The organism is Brachybacterium sp. J153 (genome assembly GCF_036311905.1).
GTDB lineage: Bacteria > Actinomycetota > Actinomycetes > Actinomycetales > Dermabacteraceae > Brachybacterium.
Genome location: NZ_JAZDCH010000002.1, coordinates 63843 through 80764, shown reverse-complemented (window position 1 = coordinate 80764; position 16922 = coordinate 63843). Strand labels below are relative to the sequence as shown.

Annotated in this window: 15 protein-coding genes and 1 tRNA gene; 5 read left to right on the top strand and 11 right to left on the bottom strand. The window is 72.4% G+C overall.

The window, feature by feature from the left end; translation table 11 throughout:
• Positions 1 to 2 precede the first annotated feature (2 nt).
• The 3 genes from V1258_RS00830 (at position 3) to V1258_RS00820 (ending at position 1518) form a co-directional block, all read left to right on the top strand.
• Positions 3 to 84: transfer RNA gene (locus V1258_RS00830), tRNA-Leu, on the top strand.
• Positions 85 to 212: 128 nt separating this feature from the next.
• Positions 213 to 875, top strand: a complete 663-nt coding sequence (locus tag V1258_RS00825) for a histidine phosphatase family protein (protein WP_329747920.1) — start codon at positions 213 to 215, stop codon at positions 873 to 875.
• Between the two features lie 103 nt (positions 876 to 978).
• Positions 979 to 1518, top strand: a complete 540-nt coding sequence (locus V1258_RS00820; protein ID WP_329747919.1) for an NUDIX hydrolase family protein — start codon at positions 979 to 981, stop codon at positions 1516 to 1518.
• A 39-nt stretch (positions 1519 to 1557) separates the two neighbouring features.
• Here V1258_RS00820 and rdgB read toward each other — a convergent pair whose 3' ends face one another.
• The 6 genes from rdgB to clpS all read right to left on the bottom strand — a co-directional run bounded on the left by rdgB (position 1558) and on the right by clpS (position 5866).
• Complete coding sequence (gene rdgB / locus V1258_RS00815) at positions 1558 to 2190, bottom strand: RdgB/HAM1 family non-canonical purine NTP pyrophosphatase (RefSeq protein WP_329747918.1); 633 nt, start codon at positions 2188 to 2190, stop codon at positions 1558 to 1560.
• Positions 2187 to 2945: a ribonuclease PH gene (gene rph / locus V1258_RS00810; RefSeq protein WP_329747917.1), complete on the bottom strand. Its 759-nt coding sequence runs from the start codon at positions 2943 to 2945 to the stop codon at positions 2187 to 2189. The genes rdgB and rph overlap by 4 nt, the downstream gene beginning before the upstream one ends.
• Positions 2946 to 2965: 20 nt before the next feature.
• The gene (locus V1258_RS00805) at positions 2966 to 3748 is read right to left on the bottom strand and encodes an MBL fold metallo-hydrolase (protein WP_329747916.1); all 783 of its coding nucleotides are present in this window, start codon (positions 3746 to 3748) and stop codon (positions 2966 to 2968) included.
• Positions 3745 to 4557, bottom strand: a complete 813-nt coding sequence (gene murI, locus V1258_RS00800; protein ID WP_329747915.1) for a glutamate racemase — start codon at positions 4555 to 4557, stop codon at positions 3745 to 3747. The genes V1258_RS00805 and murI overlap by 4 nt, the downstream gene beginning before the upstream one ends.
• 353 nt (positions 4558 to 4910) lie before the next feature.
• A complete protein-coding gene (locus tag V1258_RS00795; protein ID WP_329747914.1) occupies positions 4911 to 5543 on the bottom strand; it encodes a DUF2017 family protein in 633 nt (210 codons plus the stop codon).
• A complete protein-coding gene (clpS, locus tag V1258_RS00790; RefSeq protein WP_329745221.1) occupies positions 5543 to 5866 on the bottom strand; it encodes an ATP-dependent Clp protease adapter ClpS in 324 nt (107 codons plus the stop codon). The genes V1258_RS00795 and clpS overlap by 1 nt, the downstream gene beginning before the upstream one ends.
• 112 nt (positions 5867 to 5978) lie before the next feature.
• Here clpS and V1258_RS00785 point away from each other — a divergent pair, with 112 nt between their 5' ends.
• Complete coding sequence (locus tag V1258_RS00785; RefSeq protein WP_329747913.1) at positions 5979 to 7358, top strand: nicotinate phosphoribosyltransferase; 1380 nt, start codon at positions 5979 to 5981, stop codon at positions 7356 to 7358.
• 52 nt (positions 7359 to 7410) lie between these two features.
• On the opposite strand, the gene V1258_RS00780 is transcribed toward V1258_RS00785, so the two are convergent.
• Complete coding sequence (locus V1258_RS00780) at positions 7411 to 9201, bottom strand: DEAD/DEAH box helicase (protein ID WP_442878549.1); 1791 nt, start codon at positions 9199 to 9201, stop codon at positions 7411 to 7413.
• 126 nt (positions 9202 to 9327) lie between these two features.
• The gene (locus V1258_RS00775) at positions 9328 to 9705 is read right to left on the bottom strand and encodes a DUF3039 domain-containing protein (protein ID WP_329747911.1); all 378 of its coding nucleotides are present in this window, start codon (positions 9703 to 9705) and stop codon (positions 9328 to 9330) included.
• A 118-nt stretch (positions 9706 to 9823) separates the two neighbouring features.
• Here V1258_RS00775 and V1258_RS00770 point away from each other — a divergent pair, with 118 nt between their 5' ends.
• Positions 9824 to 10285, top strand: coding sequence for a VanZ family protein (locus V1258_RS00770; protein ID WP_329747910.1), 462 nt, complete (start codon positions 9824 to 9826; stop codon positions 10283 to 10285).
• Between the two features lie 35 nt (positions 10286 to 10320).
• Here the strand turns inward: V1258_RS00770 and V1258_RS00765 are convergent, their stop codons facing one another.
• From V1258_RS00765 to hrpA, 3 genes are all read right to left on the bottom strand, one after another.
• Positions 10321 to 11778, bottom strand: a complete 1458-nt coding sequence (locus tag V1258_RS00765) for an NAD-dependent malic enzyme (protein ID WP_329747909.1) — start codon at positions 11776 to 11778, stop codon at positions 10321 to 10323.
• 102 nt (positions 11779 to 11880) lie between these two features.
• Positions 11881 to 12504, bottom strand: a complete 624-nt coding sequence (locus V1258_RS00760) for a hypothetical protein (RefSeq protein WP_329747908.1) — start codon at positions 12502 to 12504, stop codon at positions 11881 to 11883.
• Between the two features lie 337 nt (positions 12505 to 12841).
• Positions 12842 to 16762 (bottom strand): ATP-dependent RNA helicase HrpA, encoded by a 3921-nt coding sequence (gene hrpA / locus V1258_RS00755; RefSeq protein WP_329747907.1) that lies wholly within the window; start codon positions 16760 to 16762, stop codon positions 12842 to 12844.
• Between the last annotated feature and the right edge of the window lie 160 nt (positions 16763 to 16922).

The window sequence follows — 16922 nt, the reverse complement described above, 5'->3', positions numbered from 1 at the left end:
GCGCGCGAGTGGCGGAATTGGCAGACGCGCTGGATTTAGGTTCCAGTGCCCGAGGGCGTGAGGGTTCGAGTCCCTTCTCGCGCACCGTCCGTCGGCCCGGGATCCCGGGCCGACGGGGCCTCCCCGCCCGTGGCCAGCGCGGTTGTACCCTGGGAGCCGCAGCGGCCGGGCCCGCTGCGCGACCCGTCCGCGATCATCCCGTAGGAGCCTCCATGACCCTGTTCGGTCTCGTCCGCCACGGCCAGACGGAGTTCAACCGACAGGGACTCTTCCAGGGCGTCAGCGACGTGCCGCTGAACGACACCGGACGCGAGCAGGCGCACCGGGCACTGGACGCGCTGCCGCCGATCGCCTGGGACGCCGCCCTCTCCTCGACCCTGTCCCGCGCGGAGGAGACCGCGCGCATCATCGCGGAGGACCACGCGATCCCCTTCGCCGGCACCGACGCGCGACTGGTCGAGATCGACTGGGGTGCCGCCGAGGGGAACCCCGTCGGCGAGATGGAGGACCGCTACCCGGGGCGCACCTTCCCCGGTCGCGAGACCACGCAGTCCGTGATCGATCGCGCGACCGCCGCGCTCGACGAGATCGCCTCCCAGCGTCCCGACCAGAACCTCCTGGTCGTCGCCCACGGCACCCTGATCCGGCTGCTGCTCTCCGGCGTGACCGGCGAGCACCTGCCCTCGATCCCCAACGGCACCCTGTCGCAGCTCGAGGTGGTCACCGGCCCCGAGCAGGAGACCTGGACCGTGAGCATGGTCGCGGGCGAGGAGCTCGCCCCGCGCACCCGCACCGTCCCCCGCGACGGCACACCGCGCTTCGCCCTGCCGGACCACCACCTGCGCCCGCGCGGCCTCGAGCCCGCGCGCGACTGACCCGCGCACGACGGAGCGACCCCAGCGTCTCTCCCCGTCCCCGTCCCCGTCCCTGTCCCCGTCTTCTCAATCCGACCGCAGCACCCGCACCCCAGGAGCAGCCATGAACCGCACCGCCGTCGACTCCGAGGGAGCCTGGTTCGAGCGCGAGCGCATCGATGAGCTGCGCCGGCGTCTGCCCATCACCTACGTGGACGTGGTCCCCGTGCGGACCGACCTCGACGGCTCCGTCACCGAGGTCGGGCTGCTGCTGCGCGCCTCGGGCGACGGGGAGATCGTGCGCGCGATCGTCTCCGGCCGCGTCCTGATCCACGAGACGATCCGCGAGGCGATCGGACGGCACATCGAGAAGGACCTCGGCCCCATGGCGATGCCGCGCATCCCCGTCTCCCCCGTCCCGTTCACTGTCGCCGAGTACTTCCCGACCCCCGGGGTGTCCCCCTTCCACGATGCGCGTCAGCACGCGATCTCCCTCGCCTACGTCGTGCCGATCGACGGGGAGACCGCCCCGCAGGAGGACGCGCTCGAGCTGTCCTGGTTCGGGATCGACGAGCTGCTCGGGGACAGCTCTCCGCTCGAGGAGATGAACGGCGGCCGCGACCTGCTCGTGCGGCGGGCGCTGGCCCACGTCGGCGTGGTCTGAGGCGGACCAGCCGCCCCACCATCAGGACCGGCCGGCGGTTCAGCCCAGCAGTCGCGCTACGTGCGGGGCGATCGCGCGGAAGGCACGCCCGCGATGGGAGATCGCGTCTTTCGCCTCGGGGCTGAGCTCCGCCGAGGTGAGCTCCTGCCCGTCGGGCACGAACAGCGGGTCGTAGCCGAAGCCCCCCGCCCCGCGCCGCTCCCGCAGCAGGCGCCCGGTCATCTCGCCGCGCTCGACGAGCTCGGTCCCGTCGGCCGCCACCAGCGCCGCCGCGCACACGAACCGTGCCCCGCGATGCGCGTCGGGGACGTCGGAGAGCTGCGCGAGGAGCAGGTCGTTGTTCGCCTCGTCGTCCCCGTGCCGACCCGACCAGCGGGCCGAGAAGATGCCGGGGGCTCCGCCGAGCACGTCCACGGCGATGCCCGAGTCGTCGGCGACCGCCAGCAGCCCGGTCGCCGCGGCCGCGGAGCGGGCCTTGAGCAGGGCGTTGCCCTCGAAGGAGACCTCGTCCTCGACCACGTCCGGGAGCGCGATGCCCGCCGAGGAGATCACCTGCTCCGGCGCGAGGCCGGGCACGGCCGCCGCGAGGATCCGCTGCAGCTCCCGCAGCTTCTTCGCATTGTGGCTCGCCAGGATCACCCGCGCCCCGGCCGGGACCTCGGCGGTGCTCATCGGGAGGCCGCCAGCACCTCGCGCTGGATCCGGGCGAGATCCGCGCAGCCCGCGGTCGCCAGGTCCAGGAGAGTGCCCAGCTCGGCCCGGTCGAAAGGGGCGCCCTCGGCGGTGCCCTGCACCTCGACGAAAGAGCCCGCCCCGGTGACGACGACGTTCATGTCCGTCTCGGCGCGCACGTCCTCGCGGTACTCCAGGTCCAGCAGCGGCCGGCCGTCGACGATGCCGACGCTGATCGCGCTCACCGAGTCGGTGAGCACGTCCTTCGCGGCAGGGATCGAGGAGTGCCGCTTGCCCCAGGAGATCGCGTCGGCGAGCGCCACGTAGGCGCCGGTGATCGCCGCGGTGCGGGTGCCGCCGTCGGCCTGGAGCACGTCGCAGTCCAGCTGGATCGTGTTCTCACCGAGCGCGTCGAGGTCGATCACGGCGCGCAGCGATCGGCCGATGAGGCGGGAGATCTCATGGGTGCGCCCGCCGATGCGTCCCTTGACGCTCTCGCGGTCCGAGCGGGTGTTGGTGGAGCGGGGCAGCATCGCGTACTCGGCGGTGACCCAGCCCGATCCGGAGCCCTTCTTCCAGCGCGGCACGCCCTCGGTGAAGGAGGCGGCGCACAGCACCCGGGTGCGGCCGAACTCGATCAGCGCGCTGCCCTCGGCGTGGTCGAGCCAGTCGCGCGTGATGCGCACCTCGCGCAGCTGCTCGGGGGTGCGGCCGTCGACACGGTCGCCGGTGGGGGTGGGGGTCTGCGAGCTCACGGAGCTCCTCTCCTCGAGGGTCAGGATGACAGCTCGAGGATATCCATCGGTCGCACCATCGTGATCTCCCCCGGGAAGGCGGCGCGGGCCTCGGCCAGCGGCACCTCCGGATCGGTCCAGGCGGGGATGTGGGTGAGCGCGAGAGACCGTGCCCCGGCGCGCGCGGCGCAGTCCCCCGCGCGTCGGCCCGTCAGGTGCACTCCCGTGAAGCGGTCGTCGCGCCCCTCGACGTACCCCGCCTCGCAGAGGAAGAGGTCGGCGTCGGCGGCGAGCTCGTCCAGCGCCGGGCAGGCGTCGGTGTCCCCCGAGTAGGCGAGCACGCTCCCCCCGGCGCGGATCCGGAAACCGTACGCCTCGACCGGGTGCTGGACCTCGCGAACCGTCATCTCGAACGGGCCGATCCGCAGTTCCTGACCATCGGTCAGCGCCCCGTACTCGAAGGGCACACGGTCCGTGCCGTCGGGGATCCGGCCGTCCCGGCTGAGCACCGCCGAGAGCCGCTCCGGGAGCGGTGCCGGCGCGTGGATGGGCAGCTGAGGGAGGTCGGTCCGCTCGTGGTAGGCCCAGAACACCTCGAGACCCGTGAGGTCGAGATAGTGGTCCGGGTGGAGGTGGGAGATGATCACCGCGTCGAGATCCGCGGGGTCGATCACGGACTGCAGCGGGCCGAAGGCACCCGAGCCGAGATCCATGAGCACCCGCCAGACGCGACCGTCGGCGTCCTCCTGCTCCAGCAGGTAGCTGGAGGCGGCGCCGTCCGGGCCGGCGAAGCTGCCCGAGCAGCCGATGACGTGGAGCCTCATGCCGAGATCACCGGGAGCGTCGAGGTCATGTCCAGGGCCGGGCCGAGGAAGCGCCGGGACAGCCTGGCGAAGGACTCCCCCGCCGTGCCCGTCGCGGTCTGGGCGAACACGTGCCGCGGCAGGTGCGCGTCCTCCCGCAGCAGTCCCGACCCGCGCAGCTGGCGGTAGACGTCCAGCGCCGTCTCCTCCGCGGACGAGACCAGGGTGACCTCCGGGCCCATGACATAACTGATCGGACCGGCGAGCATCGGGTAATGGGTGCATCCGAGCACCAGGGTGTCCACGCCCGCCGCACGCACCGGCGCGAGGTACTCCTCCGCGACCTCGAGCACCTCCTCGCCCGTGATCACGCCGCTCTCGACGAACTCCACGAAGCGCGGGCAGGCCTGCGTGGTGATCTCCAGGTCCGGGGCCGCCGCGAAGGCGTCCTCGTAGGCCCGCGAGTTCACGGTGCCCTGGGTGCCGATCACCCCGATCCGACGGTTGCGGGTCGCGGTCACGGCACGGCGCACGGCCGGCTGGATCACCTCGATGACGGGCACGTCATAGCGCTCGCGCGCATCGCGCAGCACGGCCGCCGACGCGGTGTTGCACGCGATCACCAGCATCTTCACGCCCCGGCCGACGAGATCGTCCATGATCTCGAGCGTCAGCGAGCGCACCTCGGCGATCGGGCGCGGGCCGTACGGACCGTGTGCGGTGTCGCCGATGTAGACGAGCTCCTCGCGCGGCAGCTGGTCCAGGATGGCCCGGGCCACGGTCAGCCCGCCCACCCCGGAGTCGAGGATCCCGATCGGCGCAGTATTCATCCCGGACAGGCTAGTGTCCCGGCCCCCGTCCCGCCGTGACGGCGCACGCACTGGGTGCAGTCTCACAACGGATTCGGACAGGTGTCAGGAATGGAGTGCTCGTCCCTCGCCAGTACGTCGATCAGTCCTGCGTCCGATCGACTGATCTCCTACCGGCTCGTCCCTCGCCAGTACGTCGATCAGTCCTGCGTCCGATCGACTGATCTCCTACCGGCTCGTCCCTCGCCAGTACGTCGATCAGTCCTGCGTCCGATCGACTGATCTCCTACCAGCTCGTCCCTCGCCAGTACGTCGATCAGTCCTGCGTCCGATCGACTGATCTCCTACCAGCTCGTCCCTCGCCAGTACGTCGATCAGTCCAAAGCACGCAGGAGGCTTTCCTGCAGCCAGCTCAGCAGCTCGTACACCGCGATCACCACGTCCGAGCCGACCATCTCGTCGTCCCGCTCGGGGAGGTCCTCCACCCGCTCGCCGATCTGCTGGAGCATGCGCACGGTGTCGAAGTCGCCGTCGCGCTGCAGGCCCAGCCGGTCCGCGAGCACGATCCGCACGTCGTTCAACGCGCGGAGCACCACCACGGCCTCGTCGGCCGCGACCACGACCTCGCCGTGACCGGGACCCGCCCCGTCCAGCAGCGCGATCACCCGATGCAGATCCGACAGCTTGCCCTCGGCGAGATCCTGCTGCCCGAGCCGCCGGTACTCCCGCGCCAGGTCCGGATCCTCCGACGCATCGGGGAACAGCCGCTTGACCGCGCTGTCCGAGGGGACCCGCGCATCCCGGCCCGCGAACTCCGCCTCGAGCCGACGCAGCGGATCCTCGCTCTCGGCGGCCCGGCGGACCGCCTCCCGCTCCGGGTCCAGGCCGAGATCCGCCCGGATCAGATCGGCGGTCTCCTGCGCGACCTGGGCCAGGATCGCCTTCTCCTCGCCGTCCAGTCGGCAGGCGACGGTGCCGTCGGGCCGACGGCGGAACGCATGCGCCATCAGCCCTCCCCCGCCCGCTCGAGCGTCGCCCGCAACCCGAAGGAGTGCATCGCCTGCACGTCCCGCTCGGCCTTCTCTTTCGACCCGCGGGAGACGATCGCCCGCCCCTCCTCGTGCACCTGCATCATCAGCTGCTCGGCCACGAGGTGGGAGTACCCGAAGTAGCTGCGGAAGACGTACACCACGTAGCTCATGAGGTTGACCGGGTCGTTCCAGACGACGGTGCGCCAGGGCCCGTCCACCTCGAGCGTGGCCTGCGCGCCCGGAGAGAGGTCGCCGAGAGGCCCCGTCCCCGGGTCCGCTCCTGCCACCACGTCCTGCATGCGCGCTCCTCACCGGCCGGGGCCGCCCGCGGAGACCCGGCGGACGGCAATGCCGATGATTCTACGGCGACCGTGCACGCCCTGCCCGCCCCGCACCCATTACGGTGGACGCGTGACCTCCGCCCTGCTCACCGACCTCTACGAGCTGACCATGCTGCGCGCCGCCCGCGAGGCCGGCACCGCCTCCCGTCGATGCGTCTTCGAGGTGTTCACCCGCTCCCTCCCCGAGGGGCGCCGCTACGGCGCGCTCGCCGGCACCGGCCGCGTCCTCGACGCGATCGCCGACTTCCGCTTCGACACGGCGGACCTCCGCTACCTCCGCGGGCTCGAGCTGCTCGACGAGGACACGCTCGACTTCCTCGCCGACTACCGCTTCCACGGCGACGTCCACGGGTACGCCGAGGGCGAGCTCTACTTCCCCGGCTCCCCCGTGCTGCGCATCGAGGGCACCTTCGAGGACGCCGTGATGCTCGAGACCGTCGTGCTCTCGATCCTGAACCACGACAGCGGCGTCGCCTCCGCCGGATCGCGCATGGTCACCGCCGCCCGCGGCCGTCCCTGCATCGAGATGGGCGGCCGACGGGTGCACGAGGACGCCGCGATCGCCGCCGCGCGCGCAGCGTACGTCGTCGGCTTCGACTCGACCTCGAACCTCGCCGCGGGCGCCCACTACCGGATCCCCGTCGCCGGGACCGCCGCCCACGCCTTCACCCTGCTGTTCGACGAGGAGTCCGAGGCCTTCTCCGCCCAGATCTCCGCCCAGGGCCCCGGGACGACCGTCCTCGTGGACACCTACGACGTCGAGGAGGCGGTGCGCACCGCCGTCGAGCTCGCCGGCCCCGAGCTGGGCGCGGTGCGGCTGGACTCGGGAGACCTCACCGAGCAGGCCGTCCGCCTGCGCGCCCTGCTGGACGGCCTCGGGGCCACCGGCACCCGCATCACCGCCACGGGCGACCTCGACGAGCACCGCATGGAGGACCTCGCCGACGCCCCGCTCGACGGCTACGGCGTCGGCACCCGGCTGGTCACCGGCGGCGGGCACCCCGCCCCCGGCTTCGTGTACAAGCTCGTCGAGCGGGAGGGCTCCGACGGGCTCATGCATCCCGTCGGCAAGCAGTCGAAGGACAAGGCCACGCTCGGGGCGGGCAAGCACGCCTACCGGGTGCTGGTCGGCGATCGGGCGCACGCCGAGCTGGTGCTGCCCGGCGAGTCCGAGGTGGCCGAGTTCGAACGGGAGCTGATGGCCGAGCTGACCTCGGCCGACGCCTCCCCGGACTGGGGTCGCACCTCGCTGCGCCCGCTGCAGGTCCCGCTGATCCGCGACGGCGAGCCCGTCGAGGACCTGCGCGGTCCCGAGCGCGTGCGGCGGGCACGGGAGCGGCACCGCGCCTCGGTCGCCGAGCTGGGCCTGGTCGCCGACGACAGGCCCGACGGGCCGATCGCGATCCCCACCGTCACCGACGGCACGGAGGCCGCCCGCGTGCTGCGCTGAGCGCAGAACGATCGACCGCCCTCCCGCTCGCTCGGCCGGTCGGTCGGTCGGATCAGCGTCGGCCGACGAACCAGCCGCGGACGATGTCGATCCGCGCCTGGATCTGCTCGGCGCTGGCCTGCGCGACCGCCGGGCCGCCGCTGCGCGAGCGCAGCGTGTTGTGGACCGAGCCGTGCGGGGAGCCCGACTTCTTGGACCAGGCCGAGACCAGCGAGGACAGCTCCTTGCGCAGGTCCATGAGCCGACGATGGTCGACCACGCCGGGGGTGACGGGAGCCTGCTCGGCGCCGTTGCGGCGGCGGCGCGCCTGCTGCTCGGCCTGCTGCTGCTGGAGGACGGCGCGCATCTGGTCCGCATCCAGCAGACCGGGGATGCCGAGGAACTCCTGCTCGTCCTCCGAGCCGATCATGCCGCCCGCGCCGTACTCGCCACCATCGAAGAGGACCCGGTCGAAGGAGGCCTGCGACTCGAGCGCCTCGAAGCTCATCTCCAGTTGATCGGAGGCGCGCTCGGTGCGGTTCGCCTCCTCGATCAGCGACTCGTCGAGCCCCGTCTCGGCATCGCCCTCGGCGGGACGGAGGTCGAGCACGTGGTCGCGCTCCTCCTCCATCGCCGCCGCGTGGGCCATGAGGATCGGCACCGTCGGCAGGAAGACGCTCGCGGTCTCGCCACGGGTCCGCGAGCGGACGAAGCGACCCACCGCCTGCGCGAAGAACATCGGTGTCGCGGTCGAGGTGGCGTAGACGCCGACGGCGAGGCGGGGCACGTCCACGCCCTCGGACACCATGCGCACCGCCACCATCCAGCGGTCCTTGGAGGCGGAGAAGTCCTCGATGCGCTTGCCGGCGCCCGCGTCGTCCGAGAGCACCACCGTGGGCGCCTCCCCGCACAGCTCGCGCAGCGTCTCCGCGTAGGAGCGGGCGGCTTTCTGGTCGGTCGCGATGACGAGCCCGCCGGCGTCCGGCACGTGACGGCGCACCTCGGTGAGCCGGCGGTCCGCGGCGGAGAGCACCGACTGGATCCACTCGCCCTGGGGATCGAGCGCGGTGCGCCAGGCCTGCTGGGTGATGTCCTTGGTCTCGTGGGCGCCGAGCTGGGCCGAGACCTCGTCGCCGGTCTTGGTGCGCCAGTGCATGCGCCCCGAGTAGGTCATGAACAGGACGGGGCGGACGACGTGGTCGCGCAGCGCCTCCCCGTAGCCGTAGGTGTAGTCCGCCTTCGAGCGGGAGAAGCCCTCGCCGTCCTCCTCGTAGGTGACGAAGGGGATCTGCGAGGAGTCCGAGCGGAACGGTGTTCCCGTCAGCGACAGGCGGCGGGTGGCCCGATCGAAGGCGTCCCGGACCCCGTCACCCCAGGTGAGGGAGTCACCGGCGTGGTGGATCTCGTCGAGGATGACCAGGGTGCGATCGGCCTCGGTGCGGGCGCGGTGCAGCGCCGGGGCCATGCCCACCTGCGCATAGGTGATCGCGACCCCCTGGTTATGGGCGCCGTGGGTGCCCTGGGCGTTCGAGAAGTTCGGATCCAGGGAGATGCCGACGCGCGCCGCGGAGTCCGCCCACTGGGTCTTCAGATGCTCGGTCGGGGCGACCACGGTGATGCGCCGGACCGTCCCTTCCGCGAGGAGGCCCGCGGCGATCTGGAGCGCGAAGGTGGTCTTGCCCGCACCGGGCGTCGCGACCGCGAGGAAGTCCTTCGGCGCGGTGCGGCGATAGAGGTCGAGAGCCTCCGCCTGCCAGGCACGGAGCTTCGGGACCGTGCCCCAGGCGGCGCGCTCGGGGTAGGCGACGGGGAGCGATCGCGCGGCGGCCTCGGAGGGCCGACGGGGATCGCCGGTGGAGAACAGGGATGGTGTCGTCACAGCGTGCTCCACCGTACCGCTGAGGACCGACGACCCGCCCGCGCGACCGATGTGAGGAAGTCCCCCGGGCGTGTCGGGCGGACGGAGGGGAGAGAGCGTCGCCGTCCGGGGTCAGCGGCGCCCGCCGAAGAGACCGCGGAAGCCGCCGCCCCCGCCCTTGCCACCGGAGCCGCCCGCGCCGTCTCCGCCGTCGTTGGGCTCGCGCAGACCCTCGTAGATCTCCTTGCACTCCGGGCAGACCGGGTACTTGTTGGGGTCGCGGCCGGGGACCCACACCTTGCCGCAGAGGGCGATCACCGGGGTGCCGTCGAGCGCGGCCTGCGTGATCCGGTCCTTGCGCACGTAGTGGGCGAACCGGTCGTGATCGCCGTCGTCGGTGGTCTGCTCCCGCTCCTGGACCTGCCGGTCCAGCACGGCGGTGCTGCCGGGCGCGGCACCGGGCTGGTCGCTGTACGGGTCCATGCGGGACGGATCAGAGGTGGAGGACATGGCTGCTCCCGGGGTCAGGGGTCGATCTCTCGAGACACGTCGAGACTAGCGGAGTCCCTGGGCGGCGGACGGCCCCGCCTCCCCGATCCAGGTCACGGTTCCGGAGAGAATGCCGCCCATGTCAGCGCCGCTTCGCTTCGCCCTCGACCTGCCCGTCCAGATCCGGGAGGTCGGCGGATCGCTGCCGCTGCGGATCGTGCTCGCGGTGCTCGCGCTCGTGCTGAACAGCGGCTTCTACCTGCCGTCGATCCCCTCCGGGACCCCCGGCGTCGGGGTGCCGGGACTGGACAAGATCTACCACCTGGTGGTCCTCGCCCTCACCGTGTGGGCGCTCGGTCGGCTGCTCGCGCCGCGGCGCCGCTTCCCGATCGGCTGGGTGGTGATCGTCGCGCTCGCGCAGGTGCTGCTGGTCGAGCTGGTCCAATCCCTCGCCCTGCCGGAGCGGTCGGGAGACCTCGGCGATGCGGTCGCGGGCGTGCTCGGGATCGGGGTGGGTCTCGGCGCGTGGATCCTCGAGCGGCGCCGATCCGTCACGGCCGCTGACGCCGACGCCGACGCGTTCGACGGCGACATGGTCTGAGGCCTCCGGCGGCCGGTGCCGCCGGAGGGCCCGGCTCAGCTCTCCAGCGTGATCTCGTCGGCGTAGACCGGCCGCATCGCACCGGTGATGGTGTCGACCGTCCCCGCCTCCTCGCGAGCGACCTGCTCGACCGCGCTCGCGACCGCCTTGGTGACCCCGTCGTGGAAGACGCTCGGCACGATGTAGGTGGGGTTGAGCTCCTCGGTGGAGACCACGTCGGCGAGCGCCTTCGCGGCGGCGAGCAGCATGCGGTCGCTGACCTTGGTGGCGTGCGCGTCGAGCAGCCCGCGGAAGACCCCCGGGAAGGCGAGGACGTTGTTGATCTGGTTCGCGAAGTCGCTGCGGCCGGTGGCGACGACCTCGGCGTGCTTGGCCGCCTCGGACGGGTCGATCTCCGGGGTCGGATTGGCCATGGCGAACACGATCGAGCGGTCGGCCATCGTCGCGACGTCCGCGGCGGTGAGGATGTTGCCGGCGCTGACGCCGATGAAGACGTCGGCGTCCACGACGGCGTCCTGCAGGGTGCCCGTGAGGTCGCGGGGGTTGGTGACCTCCGCGATCCAGGGGAGGCGACCCTCGAGCTGCTCGCGTCGCTCGTGCACGATGCCGTGGATGTCGGTGACGACGATGTCGCGGGCACCGGCCGCGCGCAGCAGACGCAGGATCGCCGTGCCCGCGGCGCCCGCGCCCGAGAGCACGATGCGGGTCGTGGCGATGTCCTTCTCCACCACGCGCAGGGCGTTGCGCAGGGCCGCGACGACGACGATCGCGGTGCCGTGCTGGTCGTCGTGGAAGACGGGGATGTCGAGCTCGGCCCGCAGCCGGTCCTCGATCTCGAAGCAGCGCGGCGCGGAGATGTCCTCGAGGTTGATGCCCGCGAAGACCGGCGCGATGGCCTTCACGTGCGCGACGATCTCGTCGACCGTGTGCGCGTCGAGGCAGATGGGGAAGGCGTCGATGCCGGCGAAGCGCTTGAAGAGAGCGGCCTTGCCCTCCATCACCGGCATCGCGGCGAGCGGGCCGAGGTCGCCGAGGCCGAGGATCGCCGAGCCGTCGGAGACCACGGCGACGGTGTTGCGCTTGATGGTGAGGCGGCGCGCGTCCTCGGGGTTCTCCGCGATCGCCTTGACCACGCGGGCGACGCCCGGCGTGTAGATCATCGACAGGTCGTCGCGGTGGCGGATCGGGAGCTTGGACTCGACGGTGAGCTTGCCCCCGAGGTGGGCGAGGAAGGTGCGGTCGGAGACCTTGCCGAGCTCGACGCCGTCGAGTCCCTTGAGCGACTCCACGACCTCGATCGCGTGGTCGTGGCCGGCCGTGAGCACCGTGATGTCCGCGCGCATCCGCTCCGGGCCGGAGGCGGAGACGTCGAGGGCGGTGACGGTCGCCCCATGCTGCTCGATGCGACTGGTGATGTCGCTGACGGCGGCGGACCGCGCCTCGAACTCGAGGCGGATCGTGATGGAGTAGCTGACGGATGGCGACGGTGACATGAGGCACAGCGTAACGAGCGCATCGGGCCCCGTGCACCCGCGCCGCGCCGGGCGTGCCCGGCACCCCGGACAGCCGCTCCGCCCGCGGAGAGCGCGTGCCGATCAGGCGGTGTACGGCACCACGCTGTCGGCGAACCGGTCCCACAGGGCGTCCGCGGCCGGGATCTGCTCGTGATAGCGCTCGGGGTGGGCCGAGGCCTGCACGGCCTGCGCCGCGGCACCCGGGTCCCACGCCTCGTACTCCGGGACGACCTGCAGCAGGCCGGGCGCCTCGGAGTGCTCGGAGAGGCCGAGGAAGGCGTCGACGGCGAGCTTCTTGTGGCGGACCTGAGCGGCGGTGCCCCAGCCCATCGAGGGCCGCTGCTGGAAGAGACCGCCGGAATCGAGGTCGACGGCGGGCTCGTAGTTGCGCAGCCAGGACTCGACGATCGCGGTGATCAGGGTGATGCGCGCCGCCTCGCGCCCCAGGCCGTGCCCGGCGATCACGGAGAGGATGAACCGCGCGTTCTGGTCCTGCCAGGAGTCCAGGGCGTTCACGTCGAAGCCCTCGCGGGTCTCCGGCCGGGTCATGAACTCCTCGGTCCACACGTCATCCGCCCGAGCCGGCGCGGTCACCCCGAGTCCGAGGAGGGCCCCGGCGCCGAGCGCGCCGACGAGCAGCGTGCGACGTCGCGGGAGCGGGGACGGCGCCGAGGCGACGAGGGCGGTGGAGCGGGAGCCGAGCATGCGGGAGTTCCTTCGGGAGACGGCGGATCGATCGCCCGGGACGCGGGCCGTGCCACCGTAGGCGCGACCCACGCCGCAGGGAAGAGAGCGATGTCGCAGGTCGGAGCCGTGCGCCGCCCTTCTTGGGATCGCCATGACCACCGCTTGGGGTCTCTGCGCAGAACGGTCCGGGCGACGTCCGCACCGGTCGGGGACGCTTCCCGGCCGTCGCGGCCGGGGCGGCCGAGCGGAGACGCCGACGGATCACGGCGCGCGGGTAAAACTTCCGCAAGGTCCCGCTCCGGCGCAGGCGGCGGAGGCGTGGCTCACCCCGCGCGGGCCTCGGTCCGTCCGGGGCTCAGAGCGCGGCGATCGCCTGGCGGATCCGCTTGTCCGAGACGGAGACGCGGGTGCCCAGGGTCTGCGCGAACAGGCTCACCCGCAGCTCCTCGAGCAGCCAGTCGATCTCCTGCGCCTCCTGCTCGGCGCGCCGACGGGCACCGAGCGCCGCACGTCGGGTCGCCCAGTACCCCTCGAGATCGGCGATCTGCCAGGCGGCCTGCTCGTCCCGGCGCGGGTTCTCCGGCAGCTTCTCGAGCCGGACCCGATCCGCCTCGAGGTAACGCCGCAGGTCCGGGAGGCGATCGACGCCGGTGCGGGAGATGAAGCCGTCCGCGAGCAGGCCGGCGGCGTGCTCGCGGATCTGGGTCAGGTGGGACAGGATCGCGAGGGACGAGACCCGCGAGAGCTCCTTCTGCAGCTTCGCGTCGACGGCGAGGGCCGCGGCGGCGTCCTTGACGGCCTGCGCCGCGAGCTCGGCGTGCCGGGGTCGGGCCGCCTCGAGCAGCTGCTCGTACTGCGCGCGGGTGCGGATGGTGGCGGCGTCGCCCGCGAGATGGATCGTCGCGGCGCGCGTCGCGTCGGCCAGCAGCGCCGCCGTGCTCGCGTACTCGGAGCCGGCGACGGCGAGCTTGGTGGGGTTGGGCAGGGCGTTCAGCACGGTCGACAGCTCGGTGCCGAGGTCGCGGTCCAGCAGCGCGATGACCCCCTCCCGGTGGGCGAGGGTCTGCTCGTCGGCGCTCGCGAGCACCGCGAGGTCGACGCGCTCGAGGCGGCCGTCGGAGCCGCGGCGGGCCACGAGCGCGGGATACCCCGTGACCTTGAGCCCGCCGACGGTCGACTCGTGCAGCGCCGGCACGCCGCTGTCGGGGAAGCCGTCGAGATCCCGGCGGGCCAGGTCGTCGCCCTGCGAGGAGACGGAGGCGTCGACCCGCTGCTTGAGCCGGCCGCGCAGCGCCTCCAGATCATCGCCCGCTCCGATCTGCTTGCCCTGCGCATCGACCACCCGGAAGTGCATCCGCAAGTGGTCCGGCAGCTTCGCGAGGTCGAACTCGGGTCCGTACAGCGGCAGGTCGTCGGGCACGCCGGGCAGGGCCACCAGCTCGTCGGCGACCGCCTCGACGAAGGCCTCCCCGGACTCCGGGTCGTCGTCGTGGAGGGTCGCGGCGACGGTCTTCGCGCGCTCGGGCGCGGGGACCAGATGCCGCCGGATCGGCTTCGGGAGCGAGCGGATCAGCTCGGTCACCAGCTCCTCACGCATGCCGGGCACGAGCCAGTCGAAACCCTCGGGCCGCAGCCGGTTCAGCACCGCGAGCGGGATCGTCGCGGTGACGCCCTCGGCACCCTTCGACCCGACCTCGCCGAAGGAGTAGCTGAGCGGGAGGGTGATATCGCCCTGGACCCAGGTGTCGGGGAAGTCCGCGGCGATCGCGGCCGTGGTCTCCTCATCGGCCGCTAGGAGGTCCTTCTCGGTGAGGGTGAGCAGGTCCGGGGTCTCGTGGCGCTGGGACTTCCACCAGGTGTCGAAGTGGCGGCCGGAGACGACCTCGCGGGGGATCCGCCGGTCGTAGAAGGAGAAGACCTGCTCGTCGCCGATCAGCAGGTCGCGTCGGCGGGTCTTCGCCTCGAGCTCCTCGAGCCGCGCGATCAGGGCCCGGTTGTCGCGGAAGAAGTGGTGGCGGGTGCGCCAGTCCCCCTCGACGAGGGCGTTCTGGAGGAAGATGTCGCGGGCCGCCTCGGGATCGATGCGTCCGTAGCCGACCACGCGGTCCGCCACGAGCGGCACGCCGTAGAGGGTGACCTTCTCGTGGGCTATGGCGCCCGCCTGCTTGGAGGACCAGTGCGGGGCGGAGTGGGAGCGCTTGACGACGTGCGCGCCGATCTCCTCGGCCCAGGCGGGGTCGATGCGGGCGGCGGTGCGGCCCCAGAGCCGCGAGGTCTCCACGAGCTCGGCGACCATCACGTAGTCGGGGCGCTTCTTGGCGAGCGCAGAGCCCGGCCACAGGGCGAAGCGCGCGCCGCGCGCGCCGGAGTACTCGCGGGTGCGGTCGTCGAGGAGGCCGACGTGGCTGAGCAGCCCCGCGAGCAGCGACTGATGGATGGCCTGCGGGGTGGCGTCGTGCTCGTTGGCGCGCAGATCCGCGTCCTTGGCCATGTCGCGCAGCTGGGCGTGGAGGTCCCACCACTCGCGGATGCGCAGGTAGTGGAGGTGGTCGGCGCGCACCTCGCGGCGGAAGGCGCTCGAGGAGAGATCCTTCCGACGCTGCTGCAGGTGGTTCCAGAGGTTGAGGTAGGCGAGGAAGTCGCTGGTCTCGTCCTCGAAGCGCTTGTGCTTCTCGCGGGCCTGCTGCTCCTGCCCGAGGGGCCGCTCGCGCGGGTCCTGGATCGAGAGGGCGGCGACGATGATCAGCACCTCGCGCAGGGCGCCGAGGCGGTTCGCCTCGAGGAGCATGCGGGCCATCCGTGGGTCGAGCGGGAAGCGGGCGAGATCGCGGCCGATGCGGGTGAGGCGGCGCCCGCCGGGCGACTGCGGATCGTCCTCGATCGCGCCGAGCTCCTCCAGCAGGCGCACGCCATCGGCGATCGCACGGCTCGCGGGCGGCTCGACGAAGGGGAAGGACTCGACGTCGCCGAGGCCCAGCGAGGTCATCAGCAGCACCACGGAGGCCAGCGAGGTGCGCAGGATCTCCGGCTCGGTGAACTCGGGCCGGCTCTCGAAGTCCTCCTCGGAGTAGAGGCGGATCGCCACGCCGGGATGGGTGCGCCCGGAGCGGCCGGAGCGCTGGTTGGCGCTGGCCTGGGAGATCGGCTCGATGGGGAGCCGCTGCACCTTGGTGCGCTGGGAGTAGCGGGAGATGCGGGCGAGGCCGGAGTCGATCACGTACGTGATGCCGGGGACGGTCAGGGAGGTCTCGGCGACATTGGTCGAGAGGATGATGCGACGGTAGGTGCCCGACGGGGGCGGGGAGAAGATCTTCTGCTGGTCCTGCGCGGAGAGCCGACCGAAGAGGGGCAGCACCTCGACGGGCAGCGCCGCTCGGCCGCGGGTCCCGCGGGCCAGGTGCGCGGTGAGGGCGTCGGAGATCTCCCGGATCTCCCGCTCACCGGGCAGGAAGACGAGCATGTCGCCGGGTCCCTCGGCGGCGAGCTCGTCGACGGCGTCGGTGATCGCCTGGGTGAGGTCCCGCTCGACGGAGTGGACGTCCTCCAGCTCGTCGTCCTCGTCCATCTCCGGCTCGAGCACGAGCGGCCGGTACCGGACCTCCACGGGGTAGGTCCGGCCTGAGACCTCGATGATCGGCGCCGGGCGCCTCTCTCCCGAGGGCAGCACCGCGGCGAAATGTTCGGCGAAGCGCTCCGGGTCGATGGTCGCCGAGGTGATGACGACCTTGAGATCCGGACGCTGCGGCAGGATCTGGCGGAGGTAGCCGAGGATCACGTCGATCGTGAGGGAGCGCTCGTGGGCCTCGTCGATGATGATCGCGTCGTAGCGCTTCAGCAGCCGGTCGCGGCCGATCTCGGCGAGCAGGATGCCGTCGGTCATGAGCTTGAGCCGGGCTCCGCGGGCGGTCTGCTTGGTGAAGCGGACCTGGAAGCCGACGGTCCCCTCGCCGAGGGTCTCCCCCAGTTCGCTCGCGATGCGCCCGGCGACGGAGCGGGCGGCGATCCGGCGGGGCTGCGTGTGCCCGATCAGGCGGCGGCCTTCCCCGTACCCCATCTCCAGCAGCATCTTGGGGATCTGGGTGGTCTTGCCCGAGCCGGTCGCCCCGGCGATCACCACCACCTGGTGGTCCCGGATCGCGGCCTGGATGTCCTCGCGGCGCTGCGAGACGGGGAGGTCCGACGGGTAGGAGATCCGCGGGCCGGGGGACCCGGGGGACGGAGCCGGGCCGCCCGGGGTCGCGACGGACGGATCAGGGCTCGAGGGGGGCGTGGTCATGGCGGAGTCGAGTCTACGGGCCGGGACGGGGCGAGGTCCCGTGCTCCCCCGCGCGAGGGGTCGCCGCGCCGTATCCTCGTCGCGTCGGCGTCCCACCCGGGGCCGACGGACCGCCCGACGCGATGCCCACCCCCGCACCGCGCCCCGGCGCCGGTCCCAC